This is a genomic window from Paraburkholderia fungorum, assembly GCF_046027215.1.
In the GTDB taxonomy this organism is placed as follows: Bacteria; Pseudomonadota; Gammaproteobacteria; order Burkholderiales; family Burkholderiaceae; genus Paraburkholderia; species Paraburkholderia fungorum_D.
In genome coordinates, this window is record NZ_JAQQEN010000001.1 from 1,838,930 (window position 1) to 1,854,751 (window position 15,822).

17 protein-coding genes are annotated in these 15,822 nt (G+C 62.9%); 9 read left to right on the forward strand and 8 right to left on the reverse strand.

The features are described from left to right. Window positions 1-105: 105 nt before the first annotated feature. From PQR27_RS08170 to PQR27_RS08210, 9 genes are all read left to right on the forward strand, one after another. The gene (locus PQR27_RS08170) at window positions 106-864 is read left to right on the forward strand and encodes an RNA polymerase sigma factor (RefSeq protein WP_408523120.1); all 759 of its coding nucleotides are present in this window, start codon (window positions 106-108) and stop codon (window positions 862-864) included. Further along, the gene (locus tag PQR27_RS08175) at window positions 854-1,801 is read left to right on the forward strand and encodes an anti-sigma factor family protein (protein WP_408523121.1); all 948 of its coding nucleotides are present in this window, start codon (window positions 854-856) and stop codon (window positions 1,799-1,801) included. The genes PQR27_RS08170 and PQR27_RS08175 overlap by 11 nt, the downstream gene beginning before the upstream one ends. Window positions 1,802-1,986: 185 nt before the next feature. Then, on the forward strand, window positions 1,987-2,361 hold the full coding sequence (gene rpsF / locus PQR27_RS08180; protein ID WP_006048823.1) for a 30S ribosomal protein S6: 375 nt from the start codon (window positions 1,987-1,989) through the stop codon (window positions 2,359-2,361). A 50-nt stretch (window positions 2,362-2,411) separates the two neighbouring features. Next, the gene (priB, locus tag PQR27_RS08185) at window positions 2,412-2,711 is read left to right on the forward strand and encodes a primosomal replication protein N (protein WP_007182110.1); all 300 of its coding nucleotides are present in this window, start codon (window positions 2,412-2,414) and stop codon (window positions 2,709-2,711) included. Between the two features lie 2 nt (window positions 2,712-2,713). Then, the gene (gene rpsR, locus PQR27_RS08190; protein ID WP_012432802.1) at window positions 2,714-2,989 is read left to right on the forward strand and encodes a 30S ribosomal protein S18; all 276 of its coding nucleotides are present in this window, start codon (window positions 2,714-2,716) and stop codon (window positions 2,987-2,989) included. A gap of 27 nt (window positions 2,990-3,016) precedes the next feature. Beyond that, window positions 3,017-3,469 carry a 50S ribosomal protein L9 gene (gene rplI / locus PQR27_RS08195; RefSeq protein ID WP_408523122.1) on the forward strand — a complete coding sequence of 151 codons (453 nt, stop codon included), beginning with the start codon at window positions 3,017-3,019 and terminating at the stop codon, window positions 3,467-3,469. Window positions 3,470-3,603: 134 nt separating this feature from the next. Continuing rightward, window positions 3,604-4,989: a replicative DNA helicase gene (locus PQR27_RS08200; RefSeq protein ID WP_408523123.1), complete on the forward strand. Its 1,386-nt coding sequence runs from the start codon at window positions 3,604-3,606 to the stop codon at window positions 4,987-4,989. 127 nt (window positions 4,990-5,116) lie between these two features. Then, window positions 5,117-5,743, forward strand: a complete 627-nt coding sequence (locus tag PQR27_RS08205; protein ID WP_012432805.1) for a DUF47 domain-containing protein — start codon at window positions 5,117-5,119, stop codon at window positions 5,741-5,743. Next, entirely contained in the window at window positions 5,743-6,753 is a 1,011-nt protein-coding gene (locus PQR27_RS08210; protein WP_408523124.1) for an inorganic phosphate transporter, read from the forward strand. The genes PQR27_RS08205 and PQR27_RS08210 overlap by 1 nt, the downstream gene beginning before the upstream one ends. A gap of 81 nt (window positions 6,754-6,834) precedes the next feature. Here PQR27_RS08210 and PQR27_RS08215 read toward each other — a convergent pair whose 3' ends face one another. The 8 genes from PQR27_RS08215 to PQR27_RS08250 all read right to left on the reverse strand — a co-directional run bounded on the left by PQR27_RS08215 (window position 6,835) and on the right by PQR27_RS08250 (window position 15,819). Next, on the reverse strand, window positions 6,835-7,641 hold the full coding sequence (locus tag PQR27_RS08215) for an SDR family oxidoreductase (protein ID WP_408523125.1): 807 nt from the start codon (window positions 7,639-7,641) through the stop codon (window positions 6,835-6,837). Between the two features lie 110 nt (window positions 7,642-7,751). Next, window positions 7,752-8,885 carry a C40 family peptidase gene (locus PQR27_RS08220; protein ID WP_408523126.1) on the reverse strand — a complete coding sequence of 378 codons (1,134 nt, stop codon included), beginning with the start codon at window positions 8,883-8,885 and terminating at the stop codon, window positions 7,752-7,754. A gap of 206 nt (window positions 8,886-9,091) precedes the next feature. Continuing rightward, the gene (locus PQR27_RS08225; RefSeq protein WP_408523127.1) at window positions 9,092-10,948 is read right to left on the reverse strand and encodes a PhoH family protein; all 1,857 of its coding nucleotides are present in this window, start codon (window positions 10,946-10,948) and stop codon (window positions 9,092-9,094) included. Between the two features lie 347 nt (window positions 10,949-11,295). Then, window positions 11,296-11,757, reverse strand: coding sequence for a peroxiredoxin (locus PQR27_RS08230; protein ID WP_408523128.1), 462 nt, complete (start codon window positions 11,755-11,757; stop codon window positions 11,296-11,298). Window positions 11,758-11,896: 139 nt separating this feature from the next. Continuing rightward, entirely contained in the window at window positions 11,897-12,790 is an 894-nt protein-coding gene (locus tag PQR27_RS08235) for a polysaccharide deacetylase family protein (protein ID WP_408523129.1), read from the reverse strand. Window positions 12,791-12,800: 10 nt separating this feature from the next. Next, window positions 12,801-13,847, reverse strand: a complete 1,047-nt coding sequence (locus PQR27_RS08240) for a bifunctional UDP-4-keto-pentose/UDP-xylose synthase (protein ID WP_408523130.1) — start codon at window positions 13,845-13,847, stop codon at window positions 12,801-12,803. Beyond that, window positions 13,844-14,779: a formyltransferase gene (locus PQR27_RS08245; RefSeq protein WP_408523131.1), complete on the reverse strand. Its 936-nt coding sequence runs from the start codon at window positions 14,777-14,779 to the stop codon at window positions 13,844-13,846. Before PQR27_RS08245 ends, PQR27_RS08240 begins: the two co-directional genes overlap by 4 nt. Next, window positions 14,776-15,819 (reverse strand): glycosyltransferase, encoded by a 1,044-nt coding sequence (locus PQR27_RS08250; RefSeq protein ID WP_408523132.1) that lies wholly within the window; start codon window positions 15,817-15,819, stop codon window positions 14,776-14,778. Before PQR27_RS08250 ends, PQR27_RS08245 begins: the two co-directional genes overlap by 4 nt. Window positions 15,820-15,822: the final 3 nt, after the last annotated feature.

The window sequence follows — 15,822 nt, forward strand, 5'->3', positions numbered from 1 at the left end:
TCGTGACGGGAATAAACTCGTTGCGTGGCCAGTATTGGATGATAAGAGGCGATCAAGCAGTAACCACGAGTCACACAGCGTAGCCGCAATGCCTGGAGGGCCGAGGTGGGTGAAACCGATTCAGATGCTGCCCGCGCGCATGACGATGCAGCGCGAAGCCGCCGCTTTCAGGAGCTCGCGTTGCCGCACCTCGACGCCGCGTACAACCTCGCGCGCTGGTTGTGCGGCAACGCCAGCGATGCCGACGACGTCGTCCAGGAAGCGTACATGCGCGCCTTCCGGTTTTTCGACACCTTCCGCGGCGACTCGGCGCGGCCCTGGCTGCTGGCGATCGTGCGCCGCACCTGGTACACGGAATGGCGGCGGCGCGCGTCGTCGCACGAGGTGGTCGAATTCGACGACACCATGGACGATGCCGCGTTCGACGGCTGGAGTACGGGCGGCACCGATCCGCAGACGCTCCTGATCCGCGACGAGGACGCGAAACGCGTACACGAAGCGCTCGCGCAACTGCCGGTGGAGTATCGGGAAGTGCTGATGCTGCGCGAACTGGAAGAGATGGGTTATAGGGAGATCGCGGTGGTGGCGGACGTGCCGATCGGCACGGTGATGTCCCGGCTGGCGCGCGGGCGCCGCAAGCTGGCCGCGCTGCTGATCGACAAACAGACAGGCGCAACGGTGCCGCACCGGTCGCCGAAGTGCGCGGCACCGGGCCCTGACGACGCACGCGCCGCGCCGCCCGGCGCCAGTAAATCGGCCTCGGCCAATGTCACGCCGCTGCGGGCATCAGCCAACGGCCGGCCACTCAACACGCCAGGCGGCACTGCCGCCGGCAACGCTCAGGAGACGCCAGATGGACTGTAACGAAGCGCGGCCGCTCCTCGACGCGAACGCCGATCATGAATTGCCCGCGCCGGACGCCCGGCGCGTTCAGCAGCACATCGAGAGCTGCGACGCCTGCCGGCGTGAGAGCGAGAACCTGAGAGCCTTGAGCGGCGCGCTGCGCGCGGCGCCTTACCATCGTGCGCCGCAGTCGCTGCGCGAGCGTATCGTCGCCGGCTTGCCGGAGATCGACGCGCCGGTTGTTGCCGCGCCCGAGGCGTCGGTTGCCAACGTGAAGGCTCCGTCGCGTGAACGTGCGCGGCGGGGCTGGCTCGATCGCTTGCTCGATGGCTGGCGTGCGCCGCAAGGCGGCTTCGGCTGGCCGACCGGCGGCAGCAGCGCGGGTGGCGCGGGCGGCGTGTTCGCGCGCGGCTGGCTCACGGTGCTGGTGGTCGCGTTGTGCGCGGCGGCGGCGGGCGTGGCGTTGAATCTGCGCCGCCCGGCGGAATTCTCGCCGTTCGCCGACGAACTGGTGGAAAGCCACGTGCGCGCGCAGGTGTCGGGACGCGACATCGACGTGATTTCGACCGACCGGCATACCGTCAAGCCGTGGTTCAATGGCCGCCTCGACTATTCGCCGCCGGTCGAAGATCTGGCGGCGAGCGGCTTCCCGCTGGAAGGCGGCCGTCTGGACTATCTCGCGCATCAGCGGGTGGCCGTGCTGGTGTACCGCTACCAGAAGCACGTAATCGACGTGTATGTGTTTCCGCAGGCCGGCGCTGGCGGCACGGGCCGGAGTACCGACGGCGCAGCGCCCGCGACGCTCGGCCGCGAAGGCTACTCGATTGCGCACTGGAACGCGGAAGGCATGACCTGGTGGGCGATTTCGGACGCCGCGCCCGATGCGCTGAGCGGCCTGGAAGCGGCGCTGAAGGCGCGCCTGCAAAGCGGCAGCGAGCGCACGGAGTCCGGCTCTTAGGGGTCAGGCAGGATTCAGGCGGCCCCGCTGCCGCCTAAACCCTTGAAAACACACCCGAATCGCGCGTTCGATTAACGGGATATCTTGCAGCCCGACCCCATTCGGGTTACACTCTTGGGCTTCTCACTTGCCACACCGGTTCCGACGCCCGGGTGGCTCTAATCCACAAGTCCCAAGGAGTGTGTATGCGTCATTATGAAATCGTCTTTATCGTGCATCCCGATCAGAGCGAGCAAGTGCCCGCCATGATCGAGCGTTACAAGAGCACGATCACCTCGCACGGTGGCCAGATCCACCGTATCGAAGACTGGGGCCGTCGCCAACTGGCCTACATGATCGAGAAACTCGCGAAGGCTCACTACGTCTGCATGAACATCGAATGCGATCAAACCACGCTCGACGAGCTGGAACACGCATTCAAGTTCAACGACGCTGTTCTGCGTCACCTGATCGTCAAGATGAAGAAGGCCGAAACCGGCCCGTCGCCGATGATGAAGGAAGTGCAGCGCGAAGAAGCCAAGAAGTCGGCTGCTACGCAACCGTCCGAAGCGCAGGCTTAAGACACACTATTTAAGCTACCAGAACAAGCGTCGCTCTCGCCAAAGGCTTCATGAATCGGCTGCAACTCACGGCCAGCGTCGTCGAACGCGAACCGGTGCGGTACACCCCCGCCGGCGTTCCGATTGCAGGCTGCACGTTGCACCACCGCACGGAAGTCGTCGAAGCCGGGATTGCCCGGCAAGTCGAACTGACCATGCAGGCGGTAGCCGCGGGTGAGGCGAGCGGTAAGCTGGAAAGCTGTCAGATGGGCGTGGAAACGCTCTTCACAGGCTTCCTGGCAAAAAAGCACCGCAACGCAAGAACTCTGGTATTTCACATCACAGCATTGCAGGACATTGGAAAGGACTGAACATGCCCCGCCCGACTGGTAAGAAATTCGACAAGCGTCGTCAGCAACAAAATCCGCTCTTCAAGCGCAAGAAGTTCTGCCGTTTCACGGCCGCTAACGTCGATCATATCGACTACAAGGACCTCGAAACGCTGAAGGACTTCATCGGCGAAAACGGCAAGATCACGCCGGCACGTCTCACGGGTACGAAGTCGCACTATCAACGCCAGCTGGATACGGCAATCAAGCGCGCACGTTTCCTCGCGCTGGTGCCGTACACCGACCAGCACAAGGCCTAACCCGACGACGCGATAAGGAGTATCCGAATGCAAATTATTCTTCTGGAAAAAGTCGTCAACCTGGGCAATCTGGGCGACATCGTCAAGGTTAAGGACGGTTACGCACGTAACTTCCTGATCCCGAACAAGCAGGCTCGCCGTGCAACGAAGGAAGCCCTGGCTGAATTCGAAGTTCGCCGCGCTGAACTTGAAAAAGTCGCCGCTGCAAAGCTGGCTGCTGCTCAAGCTCAAGGCGAAAAGCTGGGTGGCTCGACGGTTCAGATCAATCAGAAGGCTGGCGTCGACGGCCGTCTGTTCGGTTCGGTGACGAACGCGGACATCGCTGAAGCCCTGGTTAAGCAAGGCTTCGCAGTGGAAAAGGCGCAAGTGCGTCTGCCGGAAGGCCCGCTGAAGATGGTTGGCGATCACGCAGTTCAGATCTCGCTGCACACCGACGTTCTCGTCGATGTGACGGTGGCTGTGATCGGCGAACACGTCTAAGTATCGAGTAGTATTTGCCAGGATGTTGCTGGCAAAAGGCAGGGGCCGGGCGACCGGTCCCTGCTTTTTTTTGTGCCCGCTTTTTAGCTTTTCCGCCGCCCGCGCGCGCTCGATTTACCCGATAATCCCTCTCCATGAACGCACCGTCCAAAGATCCCCAAATCGAGTCGCTGAAAGTCCCGCCGCATTCGATCGAAGCCGAGCAGTCGGTGCTGGGCGGCCTGCTGCTCGATAACGCCGCATGGGACCGCATCGCCGATTTCCTGTCGCAGAGCGATTTTTACCGCTACGACCACCGCATCATCTTCGAGCATATTGGCAAGCTGATCGCGGCAACGCGGCCGGCCGACGTGATCACCGTGTACGAGGCGCTCGGCACCTCGGGCAAGGCGGACGAAGTCGGCGGTCTTGCTTACCTGAATGCGCTCGCGCAGAACACGCCGAGCGCGGCCAATATTCGCCGCTACGCGGAAATCGTGCGCGATCGCGCGGTGCTGCGCCGTCTTGTGTCCGTGGCGGACGAAATCTCGGCCGACGCGTTCAACCCGCAAGGCAAGGAAGTCCGCCAACTGCTGGACGAGGCCGAGTCGAAGGTGTTTTCGATCGCGGAAGACGGCGCACGCGGCACCCAGGGCTTCCTGGAAATTGGGCCGTTGCTCACTGAAGTGGTCGAGCGGATCGATACGCTGTATCACACTGCCAATCCGAGCGATGTGACCGGCACGCCGACGGGCTTTGTCGACCTCGACCGCATGACCTCCGGCATGCACGGCGGCGAGCTGATCATCGTGGCAGGCCGTCCGTCGATGGGTAAGACGGCGTTTTCGATGAATGTCGGCGAATATGTGGCGGTCGAATACGGCCTGCCGGTCGCGGTGTTCTCCATGGAAATGCCGGGCTCGCAGCTCACCATGCGTATGTTGGGCTCGGTCGGCCGGCTCGACCAGCACCGTATGCGAACAGGGCGTCTCACCGACGAAGATTGGCCGAAGCTCACGCACGCCGTGCAGAAAATGAGCGAGGCGCAGATTTTCATCGACGAAACCGGTGGCCTGAATCCGATGGAATTGCGCTCGCGCGCACGCCGGCTGTCGCGCCAGTGCGGCAAGCTGGGCCTGATCATCATCGACTATCTGCAACTGATGAGCGGCTCCTCTTCGGGCGAAAACCGTGCGACCGAAATTTCGGAAATCTCGCGTTCGCTGAAGAGTCTCGCCAAGGAACTCGACGTGCCAGTGATCGCGTTGTCGCAGCTCAACCGCGGTCTGGAACAGCGCCCGAACAAGCGGCCAATCATGTCCGATTTGCGCGAATCTGGCGCTATCGAGCAGGATGCCGACGTGATCCTGTTCATTTATCGCGACGAGGTCTACAACCCGGACAGTCCGGATAAGGGGACGGCGGAGATTATCATCGGCAAACAGCGGAATGGTCCAATTGGGCCTGTTCGCCTCACGTTCCACGGTCAATTCACGAAGTTCGACAATTTTGCCGGCGCGCAGAATTTCTATAGCGACTGATATAGAAGTAAAGAGTTAAGTGAAGCGCCTGTTGTAACGGCGCTTTCTAAAGTGCGGCGTGGGTCTCGCAACGGTACAATGTGGCGGTTTTATGTCAGCCATAATGTGACCAATTTTCGGGATCCCAATGTTCGGTCGATTCATGCCCACCGAGGGCAAGTTCTTTGAAATTTTCAATGCGCACGCAACGTGCATCGTCTCGGCAAGCCGTGAACTCGAGCTGCTGATCGACAATCTGCAGGACGCCGAGACCCACAAGCAGAACGTGCAGAAGGCCGAGAAGGCTGCCGACAAGCTCACGCACGAAACCATCGACCTGCTGCACAAGACTTTCATTACGCCGCTCGACCGCGACGAGATCCACAAGCTGATCACCACGATGGACGACATCCTCGATCTGATGGAGGACGTCGCCACCGCTATCTCGCTGTACGACGTGCAGGCGGTGACCTCGGAAGCGAGCCAGTTGGCGCACATCTGCACGGCAACCTCCGAGCGCGTGCAGTTCGCCGTCAGTCTGCTGTCGGACATGAAGCAGGCCAGCCAGATCCTGAAGGCGTGCGAGGACATCGACCGGCTGGAATCGGAAGCCGACCGGGTGCTGCGCTCGGCCATGTCGAAACTCTTCCGCGAAGAAGACAACGTCAAGACGCTGATCAAGCTGAAGGCTATTTACGAACTGCTCGAAACGATCACCGACAAGTGTGAAGACGTAGCGAACATCATCGAAGGCATCGTGCTGGAAAACGCATAATGCAATCGATACAACTCGCCATCTGGGTCGTCGCGGGCCTGGTCGCCGTCGCCCTGATTTTCGACTTCATGAACGGCTTTCACGACGCGGCGAATTCGATTGCCACGGTCGTGTCGACCGGCGTGCTGAAGCCCCAGCAAGCCGTGGCGTTTGCCGCGGCGTTCAACGTCATCGCGTATTTCGTGTTCCACCTGAAAGTGGCCCAGACGGTGGGCAAGGGCACGATCGATCCAAATATCGTCGATCACTACGTGATTTTCGGCGCGCTGGTTGGCGCGATCGGCTGGAACATCATCACGTGGCACTACGGCATTCCGTCTAGCTCATCGCATGCACTGATTGGCGGTCTGGTGGGCGCGGCGCTCGCCAAATCCGGCTGGGGGTCGCTGAATTTCGACGGCCTGATGAAAACCGTGGCCTTCATTTTCGTCTCGCCGCTGCTCGGGTTCGTGCTCGGGTCGTTCTTCATGCTGGCGGTGTCCTGGATCTACTTCCGCACACCGCCCAGCAAGGTCGACCGGCGCTTCCGGCGCTTACAGCTGATCTCCGCTGGACTTTACAGCCTTGGCCACGGTGGCAACGACGCGCAGAAAACCATCGGCATCATCTGGATGCTGCTGATCGCAACCGGTTATGCGTCGTCCATCGCTGACGCGCCGCCGTTGTGGGTGATCGGTGGCTGCTATCTGTCGATGGGGATCGGGACCTTGTTCGGCGGCTGGCGGATCGTCCGCACGATGGGGCAGAAGATCACCAAGCTGAAGCCGGTTGGCGGTTTCTGCGCTGAAGCCGGGGGCGCAATCACGCTCTTCACGGCCTCGTGGCTCGGTATTCCGGTGTCCACCACGCACACGATTACCGGCGCGATCGTCGGTGTTGGCGCTACGCAGAAGCTGAGCGCCGTGCGCTGGGGCGTGGCCGGCAACATCGTCTGGGCGTGGATTCTGACGATTCCGGCCTCCGCGGCGCTGTCCGCGGCAGCTTGGTGGCTGGGCCACCGCTTCCTGTAAGCGCGGCAACCCGCTGGGCGGCAACCCGCTGGGCGGCAGCCCGGCGCGCGATCAAGCCATAAAAGCCGTCAGGCGCGCCGCTCAGATTAGCGGCGCGCTGCCTCCGTCCATCGGGACAATGGCGCCCGTCACGTAGCTCGCGCGGCGACTAGCCAGAAACAGCGCGACGTCAGCGATTTCCTCCGGTTTTGCGTAACGTCCAAGCGGCACTTTCGCCTGCCCGCGCGCCAGCGCGTCCACGCTGTCGATGCCTTGCTGCGACGCCTCCAGCTTGACCGCCTCTTCAACGCGTTCGGTGAGCGTCGATCCAGGATTGATTGCGTTGATGCGGATCCCGTAGCGCGCGTAATAGTGGGCGAGGCCGACGGTCGCGAGCATCAGCGCGGCGTTCGCGGCGCCGCCGGCGATATGGATATCGCTCGCGATCTTTCCGCCCATGCCGATGATATTGACGATCGTGCCGGGCTCGCCGCCATTGCCGGCTTTCACGCGCTCGGCCATGCGGCGCAGCACTTCCTGCTGCGGGTAGATATAGGGGAAGTACTTCGCTTCCATGGTCGCCCGGAAAGCGTCCGCATCGAGCGTTTCCGGGTCATAGCGGCGGGCGGCGCCTGCGCTGTTGATCAGCACGTCGATCGGGCCGACCGCGGTGGAGACTTCTTCGACGATATCGGCGGCGCTGTGCGGTTCATGCAGGTCGGCGCGCGTGCGGTGCACGTGCAGCCCTTCCTGATGCAACTGTTCATACGCGCGCGCGAGATTGGCCGGGTCGCGCGAGACGATCGCCACCTTTGCGCCTTCCTGCGCGAAAGCTCGTGCGCAGGCGAACCCGATGCCTTTGCTGCCGCCCGTGATCAACACCACTTTGTCTTTCAGCCCGAGATCCATCGTTATCACTCCGCTGGCAGAAGAATATCGATGACGATAGCAGATCGGCCAGGCCAGCGGGGCTGCGCTAGCCGATAGTGAGCGTCTGGGCGCGGGGCGTTGACGGGACGTCAGAAGTTGCCGTTGGCGAAGCGGGCGATGGGGTCGTCGATGGTCTGCGTGGGAGCAGGAATGGTGTGCGATGCCGTGGAGGCACGCATGATCTGCACGCTGCCGTTCGTATCGGCTTGCCGAGCCTGCTGCGCCTGGCGCGCTGCCACGGAGGCGGGTGGAGGCGGTTCGAACGCGTCGGCGGCGGCGTCGATCGGGTCGGACGCGCGGGCGGGGGCAGCAGACGGGGCATTGCGCGTCGCCGTCGTCTGCGGGGCCGGGGAGTCTACCGTGGCGTCATACGGAGCGGGTTGAGCGGCGGCGACAGGCGCCGGCGACACCGCACCCGCCGCGCGAGTCTGGATCTGCGCGGCGCTCATGCCGGGCGGTGGCGGTTCGAACGGATCAGCCTGGGCGGTTGCCGGCGCTGTTGCGGCGCCTGCCGGCGCAGCGGCCGCAGTCAGTGGGGCACGTGGGGTCGCGGTCGCGCGCGACGCTTGCTGCGGAGCCGAGTTGGCGACATACGCGGGTGCCGTCTGCGGCACAGGCGTGACGCGTTCAGGCTGCGGCGCGCTAGCTTGATAGCTCGGCGTATCGAACGGGGCCGGCGCGCCGGCTGGCGCGGCCACACGGCGAATGCCGTCGAAGCGCCTGGCCCAATAAGGATTCGTCAGGTAATCGAGCCGCACCGTGCCGCCGGTCGACGGTGCATTGACGAAGCGCAGCTTGCCGACATAAATACCGACATGCGAATGGGCGCGTCCTGTCGTATTGAAGAAGATCAGGTCGCCCGGCGCGATTTCATCGGGCTCGATCGATTCCCCGCGCCCGCTCATATCGGCGGTCGTACGCGGCAGATTCACGGACGCCGCGCGCGACACCACATAACGAACCAATCCGCTGCAATCGAAGCCGCTATCGGGCGTATTGCCACCCCAACGGTATGGAATGCCGACCAGGCTCATCGCCTGAATGGAGATTTCCTCGCGCCCAATACTGTGATCGACGAAGTTCGGGAAGCCCGGCGGCGGCGCGTGATAAGCGCCGTTCGTCACGACCACCGACGAGCCTGGGCCGCGCGACGTTTTCTGCGGCGCGCCGGCACACGCGGCAAGCAGCAGAACGGTCAGCAACGAAAAGGCGAGTCGGCGCATGAAGACGAGGGGAGCGGTAAACGCTCGTTCAAAGGCGAACGATGTCCGGATGGTAGCCCTTCGAACATGGCTCGGGCAAGATTTCTTGACAAATTACTTGAAGTTCGTGCGCTAAGTGTTGCCCGCCGGAAACGTGCGCCCGATAAAAAAGCCGCGTCCGGGGTTCACCCGGACGCGGCTTCTAGCCGAAACTAAAGCGTTGAAACTTAAAGGATCTCCGACGCGTAATCGGCCAGGCGCGAGCGCTCGCCGCGTGCCAGCGTCACATGCCCGCTGTGCGCCCAGCCCTTGAAGCGGTCGACCACATAGGTCAGACCCGAACTGCCTTCGGTCAGGTACGGCGTATCGATCTGCGCGATGTTGCCCAGACAGATGATCTTCGTGCCCGGACCCGCGCGCGTGACCAGCGTCTTCATCTGCTTCGGCGTCAGGTTTTGCGCCTCGTCGATGATCAGATACTTGTCCACGAACGTACGGCCACGCATGAAGTTCATGCTCTTGACCTTCAGGCGCGAGCGGATCAATTCCTGCGTGGCGGCGCGACCCCATTCACCGGCGGCGTCGTCGGTTTTCTGCAGGACTTCGAGGTTGTCGTCGAATGCACCCATCCACGGCTGCATTTTTTCCTCTTCCGTACCCGGCAGGAAGCCGATGTCCTCACCCACCGGCACCGTGGCGCGCGTCACGATGATCTCGTTGTAGCGCTTATCGTCCAGCACCTGCGCGAGGCCGGCCGCGAGCGCGACCAGCGTCTTGCCGGTACCGGCCTGACCCAGCAGCGTGACGAAGTCGATCTCCGGATTCATCAGCAGGTTCAGCGCGAAATTCTGCTCGCGATTGCGCGCCGTGATGCCCCACACGTTGTTCTTGTGGTGGCCGTAGTCACGCAGGGTTTGCAGCAGCGCCGTCTTGCCGTTCAGTTCGCGAACCAGCGCATGAAACGTCGGTTCGCCGTTCTGCGGCTCGAGATAGACGAACTCGTTGACGAGCATCGAGGCGCACAGCGGTCCGGTCACGCGGTAATACGTGGTGCCGGTTTTGGTGTCCTGCCAGCTTTCCATGCCCTTCGCGTGCCTGGTCCAGAAATCCTGCGGCAGCGCGCGGATGCCCGAGTACAGCAGATCGCTGTCTTCGAGCACCTGGTCATTGAAGTAATCTTCGGCGGGCAGGCCGAGTGCATGCGCCTTGATGCGCATGTTGATGTCTTTCGACACCAGCACGACCTGGCGATCCATCCGGTCGCGCTGCAACGCGCGCACCACGCCAAGAATCTGGTTGTCGGCCTTGCCTTCGGGCAGACCTTCCACCGGTTCGATAGCCGTCAGCTTGGTCTGGAAGTACAGACGCCCGGATGCCTCGCGGCTGCCCAGACGCGCCAGCGAAATGCCGTCGGACATGTTGCCCGCGTTGGCGACCAGCGCATCCAGCGTGCGGCTCACCTGGCGAGCGTTACGCGCGACTTCCGACATGCCCTTCTTGTGGTTGTCGAGCTCTTCCAACGTCATCATGGGCAGATAGACGTCGTGTTCCTCGAAACGGAACAGGCAGCTTGGATCGTGCATCAGCACATTGGTGTCGAGCACGAACAGCTTCTGTGCTTCGACTGACTCGACGGCCGCGCCGCGTTTCTTGCTGGTGCCGCGCGTGCCCGGCGCTGCGGCCGCGGGTGTGCTGGCGGCAGGCTGTTTCGCGCTCGGCGTGCGCGCGACGGCCGGCTGCGCCTCCGCGGCGGGCTCGGCTTGTGCACGCGTGGCGGGAACCGGTTGCAGCAACGCGGCCGTCTGCTTCGATTTTCGCGCGCGCGCGGGGGCGGTTTGCCCAGCGGATGCGGACGCAGCAGAAGCGGCGGACGACGCCGGCACAGGCCGCAGCGTGGTCGCGGCATTGGCGGCGTGGGTCATGGGCGTGGCGACGTTCGCGCGGCCGTAATCGGCCGACTCTGCGGTGTCCCCTTCGCTCGCCTGTTTCTTCGCGGCGGAACGCGCGGGCGTGGCGGCTTTGGCCTTGTATTCGTCAGGCGGCAGGAGATTGCCGAGCTTGCTGGGGGGGGTAGGCAAAGGCATGGTTTCCCTCGAATTAATCGGGTCGCATTTCGTGCGCCGCCTGTCGCATTCTGCTGGTGCCAGTGTGTGCGCACGCAGATTGCGCCCGGAGGCGCGCATTCGGTCTAGAGATGCCGGTTCGCCTGGTCTTCGATCGGCTCCTTAACGGACACGCGCGGCCGAGTGAACGAACGGCTGCGCGCAATTAAAAAAGCCGCCGCCCCGGCGTACGGGGCAAGCGGCTCGCCTATGGTCAACGCGTGGCACCCATCCACTTCAACGGAACCGGTAAAACGGCCGTGAAGCGTGGCGCAGCGGCGGAAAGATTGGGTTGGACAGGCACTCATTGCAACCCAATATAACGCGCCTCAAAGCGCTTGTACAGCTTCCAGAATGTCATCTACATGGCCCGGTACTTTCACGCCACGCCACTCCTGGCGCAGTACGCCTTCGGCGTCGATAAGGAAGGTGGAACGCTCGATTCCACGTACTTCTTTGCCATACATTTTCTTCAGTTTCATGACACCGAAGAGCGCGCACAGCGTTTCTTCCGGATCGGAAACCAACGGGAACGGCAATTCGAGCTTGGCCTTGAAATTGTCATGCGAGCGGATGCTGTCCCGGGAGACGCCCAGAATTTCCGCCCCTGCCTTTTTGAACTTCGGATACAGGTCGCGGAATTGCAGACCTTCGGTCGTGCAGCCGGGCGTGTTGTCCTTCGGGTAAAAATACAGCACCACCTTCTTGCCCCGCAGCTTGGACAGCGTGATGTCGCCGCCAGTAGCGGAGGCGGTGAAGTCAGGAATGGGTTGGTCGACTGCGATGGGCACGAGGTTCTCCGGTTGTTATGGCCGGCGCCGGATTGCTGCGGTGGCGTCGGCCTGGCATCGAGGCAGTGGGGAAGGTTGACCGCGCGCGGCATGGCTTCGCGCAGCGGTCGGGTCGTCAGGGCCGGCTGCAGTGAGCCAGTCAGGGCTGGACAATCAGTTCGCCGGAGCGGCCTGGAATTTCGCCCCACGTAACAGGGTACGATGGCAGCGTGCTGCGGTCTAGCGTGGCGTAGTAGTCGCCCATTGTTGCGAAGGTGTGGCCTTGCGCGCGCCAGCCGTCCAGCAACTGCTCGAAGATCGGCGCGAGCTTTTGCCCTTCGAGTTCCGCGTGCAACGTGAACACCTGGTCGTGCGGATTGTTTTCGGTGTGCTTCAACATCCACGCCGCGACGGTGTGCTCATTCACGCCATCCACACCGAGCACTTCGTCGAGCGTGGGCAGCGTGGTGGGCATCTGAACATGCGACAACTGCCGGCCGTCGACCACCGGCAGATACGGCGAGTGACCGCGGCCGTCGGACGCGTAGTGCATGCCCCACGCGTCGATCTGCTCGAACGCATGGCCGTTCATTTGCCAGCCGGCCGCGCCGTGGGTGCTGGGCGCCGCGCCGAAGATCGCGGCAAACCGGTTGTAGCTCCGCTGCATCTGCTTGACCGTCCACTCCCGGTCTTGCGAACGCACGTTGTCCTGCCAATACACGTGGTCCCACGTGTGGATGCCGCATTCGAAACCGGCTTCATGAATCGCGCGCATTTCCGCGGCGCTCTTCACGCCGATATCGGGGCCGGGCAGCAGCACGCCGTACATCAATTGCTTGATGCCGTAGTGTTCGACCACCGACGTGCGCGACACCTTCTTCAGAAAGCCGGGCCGCAACACGCGGCGCATCGCCCAACCGGTGTGGTCGGGGCCGAGGCTGAACAGGAAAGTGGCGCGCGCCTTGAAGCGGTCGAAGATACGCGCGAGATTCGGCACGCCTTCGCGGGTGCCGCGCAGCGTGTCGACGTCGATCTTCAGGACGATACGAGCCAAGGATCAGGCCTTATTGTTGTTCGACGAGGGCGCGCGCTTCGGCGACGTGGCCACGATACGCTTCGAAAATCTTGCGCAGCGCTTCGTCGAAGGTCGACTTCGGCGCCCAGCCGAGTTCCTGCATCGTGTTGTCGATCTTCGGCACGCGGTTTTGCACGTCCTGGTAGCCCGCGCCGTAATACGCGCCGGACGACGTTTCGACCAGTTGAACCTTCCTGGCCAGATCGGCGTATTCGGGGAATTCGGCGGCCAGCGTCAGCATCTTGTGGGCGAGCTCGCGCACCGAGAAGTTGTTGGTCGGGTTGCCGATGTTATAGATCTTGCCCGTGGCAACACCGTCCTTGTTCTCGATGATCTTCATCAGCGCGCCGATGCCGTCGTCGATATCCGTGAACGCGCGCTTTTGCGCGCCGCCATCGACGAGACTGATGTTCTCGCCGCGCACGATATGGCCGAGGAACTGCGTGACCACGCGCGAGCTGCCTTCTTTCGGCGTATAGATCGAGTCGAGGCCCGGGCCGATCCAGTTGAACGGACGGAACAGCGTGAAGTTCAGGCCTTCCATGCCGTAGCCCCAGATCACGCGGTCCATCAATTGCTTCGAGCACGCGTAGATCCAGCGCGGCTTGTTGATCGGGCCGTACGACAGTTGCGACTCTTCCGGGTCGAACTGTTCGTCCGTGCACATGCCGTAGACCTCGGACGTGGACGGGAACACGAGGTGCTTGCCGTACTTGACGGCCGAACGCACGATCGGCAGGTTCGCTTCGAAATCCAGTTCGAACACACGCAGCGGCTGCTTCACGTATGTGGCGGGGGTGGCGATCGCGACCAGCGGCAGGATCACATCGCACTTCTTGACGTGATACTCGACCCATTCCTTGTTGATCGTGATGTCGCCTTCGAAAAAGTGCATCCGCTCATGGTTGATCAGGTCACCCAGACGTTCGGTCTGCATGTCCATCCCGAAGACTTCCCAATCGGTCGTTTCGAGAATGCGTTTGGACAGGTGATGGCCGATGAAGCCGTTCACACCCAGAATCAGGACTTTTTTCATGAATGACGGGGAATTTGGATGAGCTGGGCGAATTCTGCGGGGGTAACGACGGTTTCGCTGCCGTCGTGCTGGTGCCGCAATTCGTGGATGGCGATCGCGCGGCCATCGCCGCATATCGCGAAAACGCCATTATCGCTTACGTGCAGGCCCGGGGGCAAATCCGAGCGGAGCGCGCCGGGCGCGGCCAGACGGGCACGCGCGACGATGAAACGGCGTCCCTCGAGATCGGTGAACGCGCCCGGATAGGGCGGCGCGACCGCGCGGATCAGGTTGTAAACCTGCTGCGCGGGTTGCGTCCAGTCGATCCGGCCGTCGTCAGGCTTGCGCCCACCGTAGTAACTGCCGTGCGATAGATCATTCGGCAGACGCGGCGCTTCGCCTGCCAGCAGCGCCGGCAACACGCGCCACAGGGTCTGCTCGGCGGCCACCGTGACCTTGTCGAACACTTGCGCGGCGGTGTCGTCGGGCAGGATCGGCACTGGCGTTTGCGCGATGATCGCGCCTGCGTCGGGCTTGGCCGCCATTTCGTGCAGCGTCGCGCCGGTTTCGGTTTCGCCGTGAATCACCGCCCAGTTGGTCGGCACGCGGCCACGGTACTTCGGCAGCAGCGAGCCGTGCATGTTGTAAGCGCCCCGCGCGGCGAGCGCCAGCAGGTCGACCGGCAACATGTGACGGTAGTAGAACGAGAAGATGAAGTCCGGCCGCGCGGCGCTCACCACGGCACGCAGTTCCGGGCTTTTCGGATCGGCGGGCGTCACGACCGGAATGCCATGCTCGGCCGCGACCGAGGCGACGCTGCCGAACCAGATGTTTTCGGTCGGGCTGTCTTCGTGCGTGACGACCAGCGCCACCTCGACGCCGCGCGCGAGCAGCACCTGCAGGCAGCGCACCCCGACGTTGTGATACGCGAATACGACGGCGCGCGGCTTCATGGATTCGGGCCCTGGTCGACCAGCGGTGCGGCTTGCACGGCCTGCACGACCGCCTGACGCGGCGCTTCGGTCACGGTCGTGCCGTCACGCTGCTCAAGAATCGTTTGCACCAGATAGCGCGGACGCGCGCGCACCTGCTGGTAGATCCGCCCGATATATTCGCCGAGCAGACCGAGCGCGAAAATGATCACGCCAAGCAGGAAGAAGATGACAGCGAACAGCGTGAACACACCTTGCACTTCCGCGCCGATGATGAAGCGGCGAATCAGCAGCAGCACGAACAGGGCCGCGGACCCCAGCGACAGGATCACGCCGATGAACGACAGCCATTGCAGCGGCACGACCGAGAAGCCGGTCACGAGGTCGAAGTTCAGGCGAATCAGGCTGTAGAGCGAATACTTCGATTCGCCGGCAAAACGCTCTTCGTGCGCGACTTCGATCTCGACCGGATTCTGCGCGAAGGTGTACGCCAGCGCCGGGATGAAGGTGTTGATTTCGCCGCAGCGATTGATCGTGTCGATGATGTGCCGGCTATAGGCGCGCAGCATGCAGCCCTGGTCGGTCATCTTGATGCGCGTGATGCGCTCGCGCAGGCGGTTCATCGCGCGCGATGCCTTGCGGCGCCACAGGCTGTCCTGGCGTTGCAGGCGGATCGTGCCGACGTAGTCGTAGCCTTCGCGCATCTTCGAGACCAGCTTGCCGATCTCCTCGGGCGGATTCTGCAAATCGGCGTCGAGCGTGATGACGATCTCGCCGCGCGATTGCTCGAAGCCTGCCAGGATCGCCATGTGCTGGCCGTAATTGCCGTTCAGCAGGATCACGCGGGTCGTGTCGGGCCGCGCGCGGAACTGCTCGGCGAGCAGGGCGGCGGATTTGTCGCGGCTGCCGTCGTTGATGAAGATCACTTCATAGCCGGTGCCGAGCGCGTCGAGCGCCGGGTAGAGGCGCGCGAACAGCGCGGCCAGCCCGGCTTCCTCGTTGTACACCGGGATGATGATCGACACTTCCGGTGCGACGGCGCGATGTTCCGAATAACTCATTTC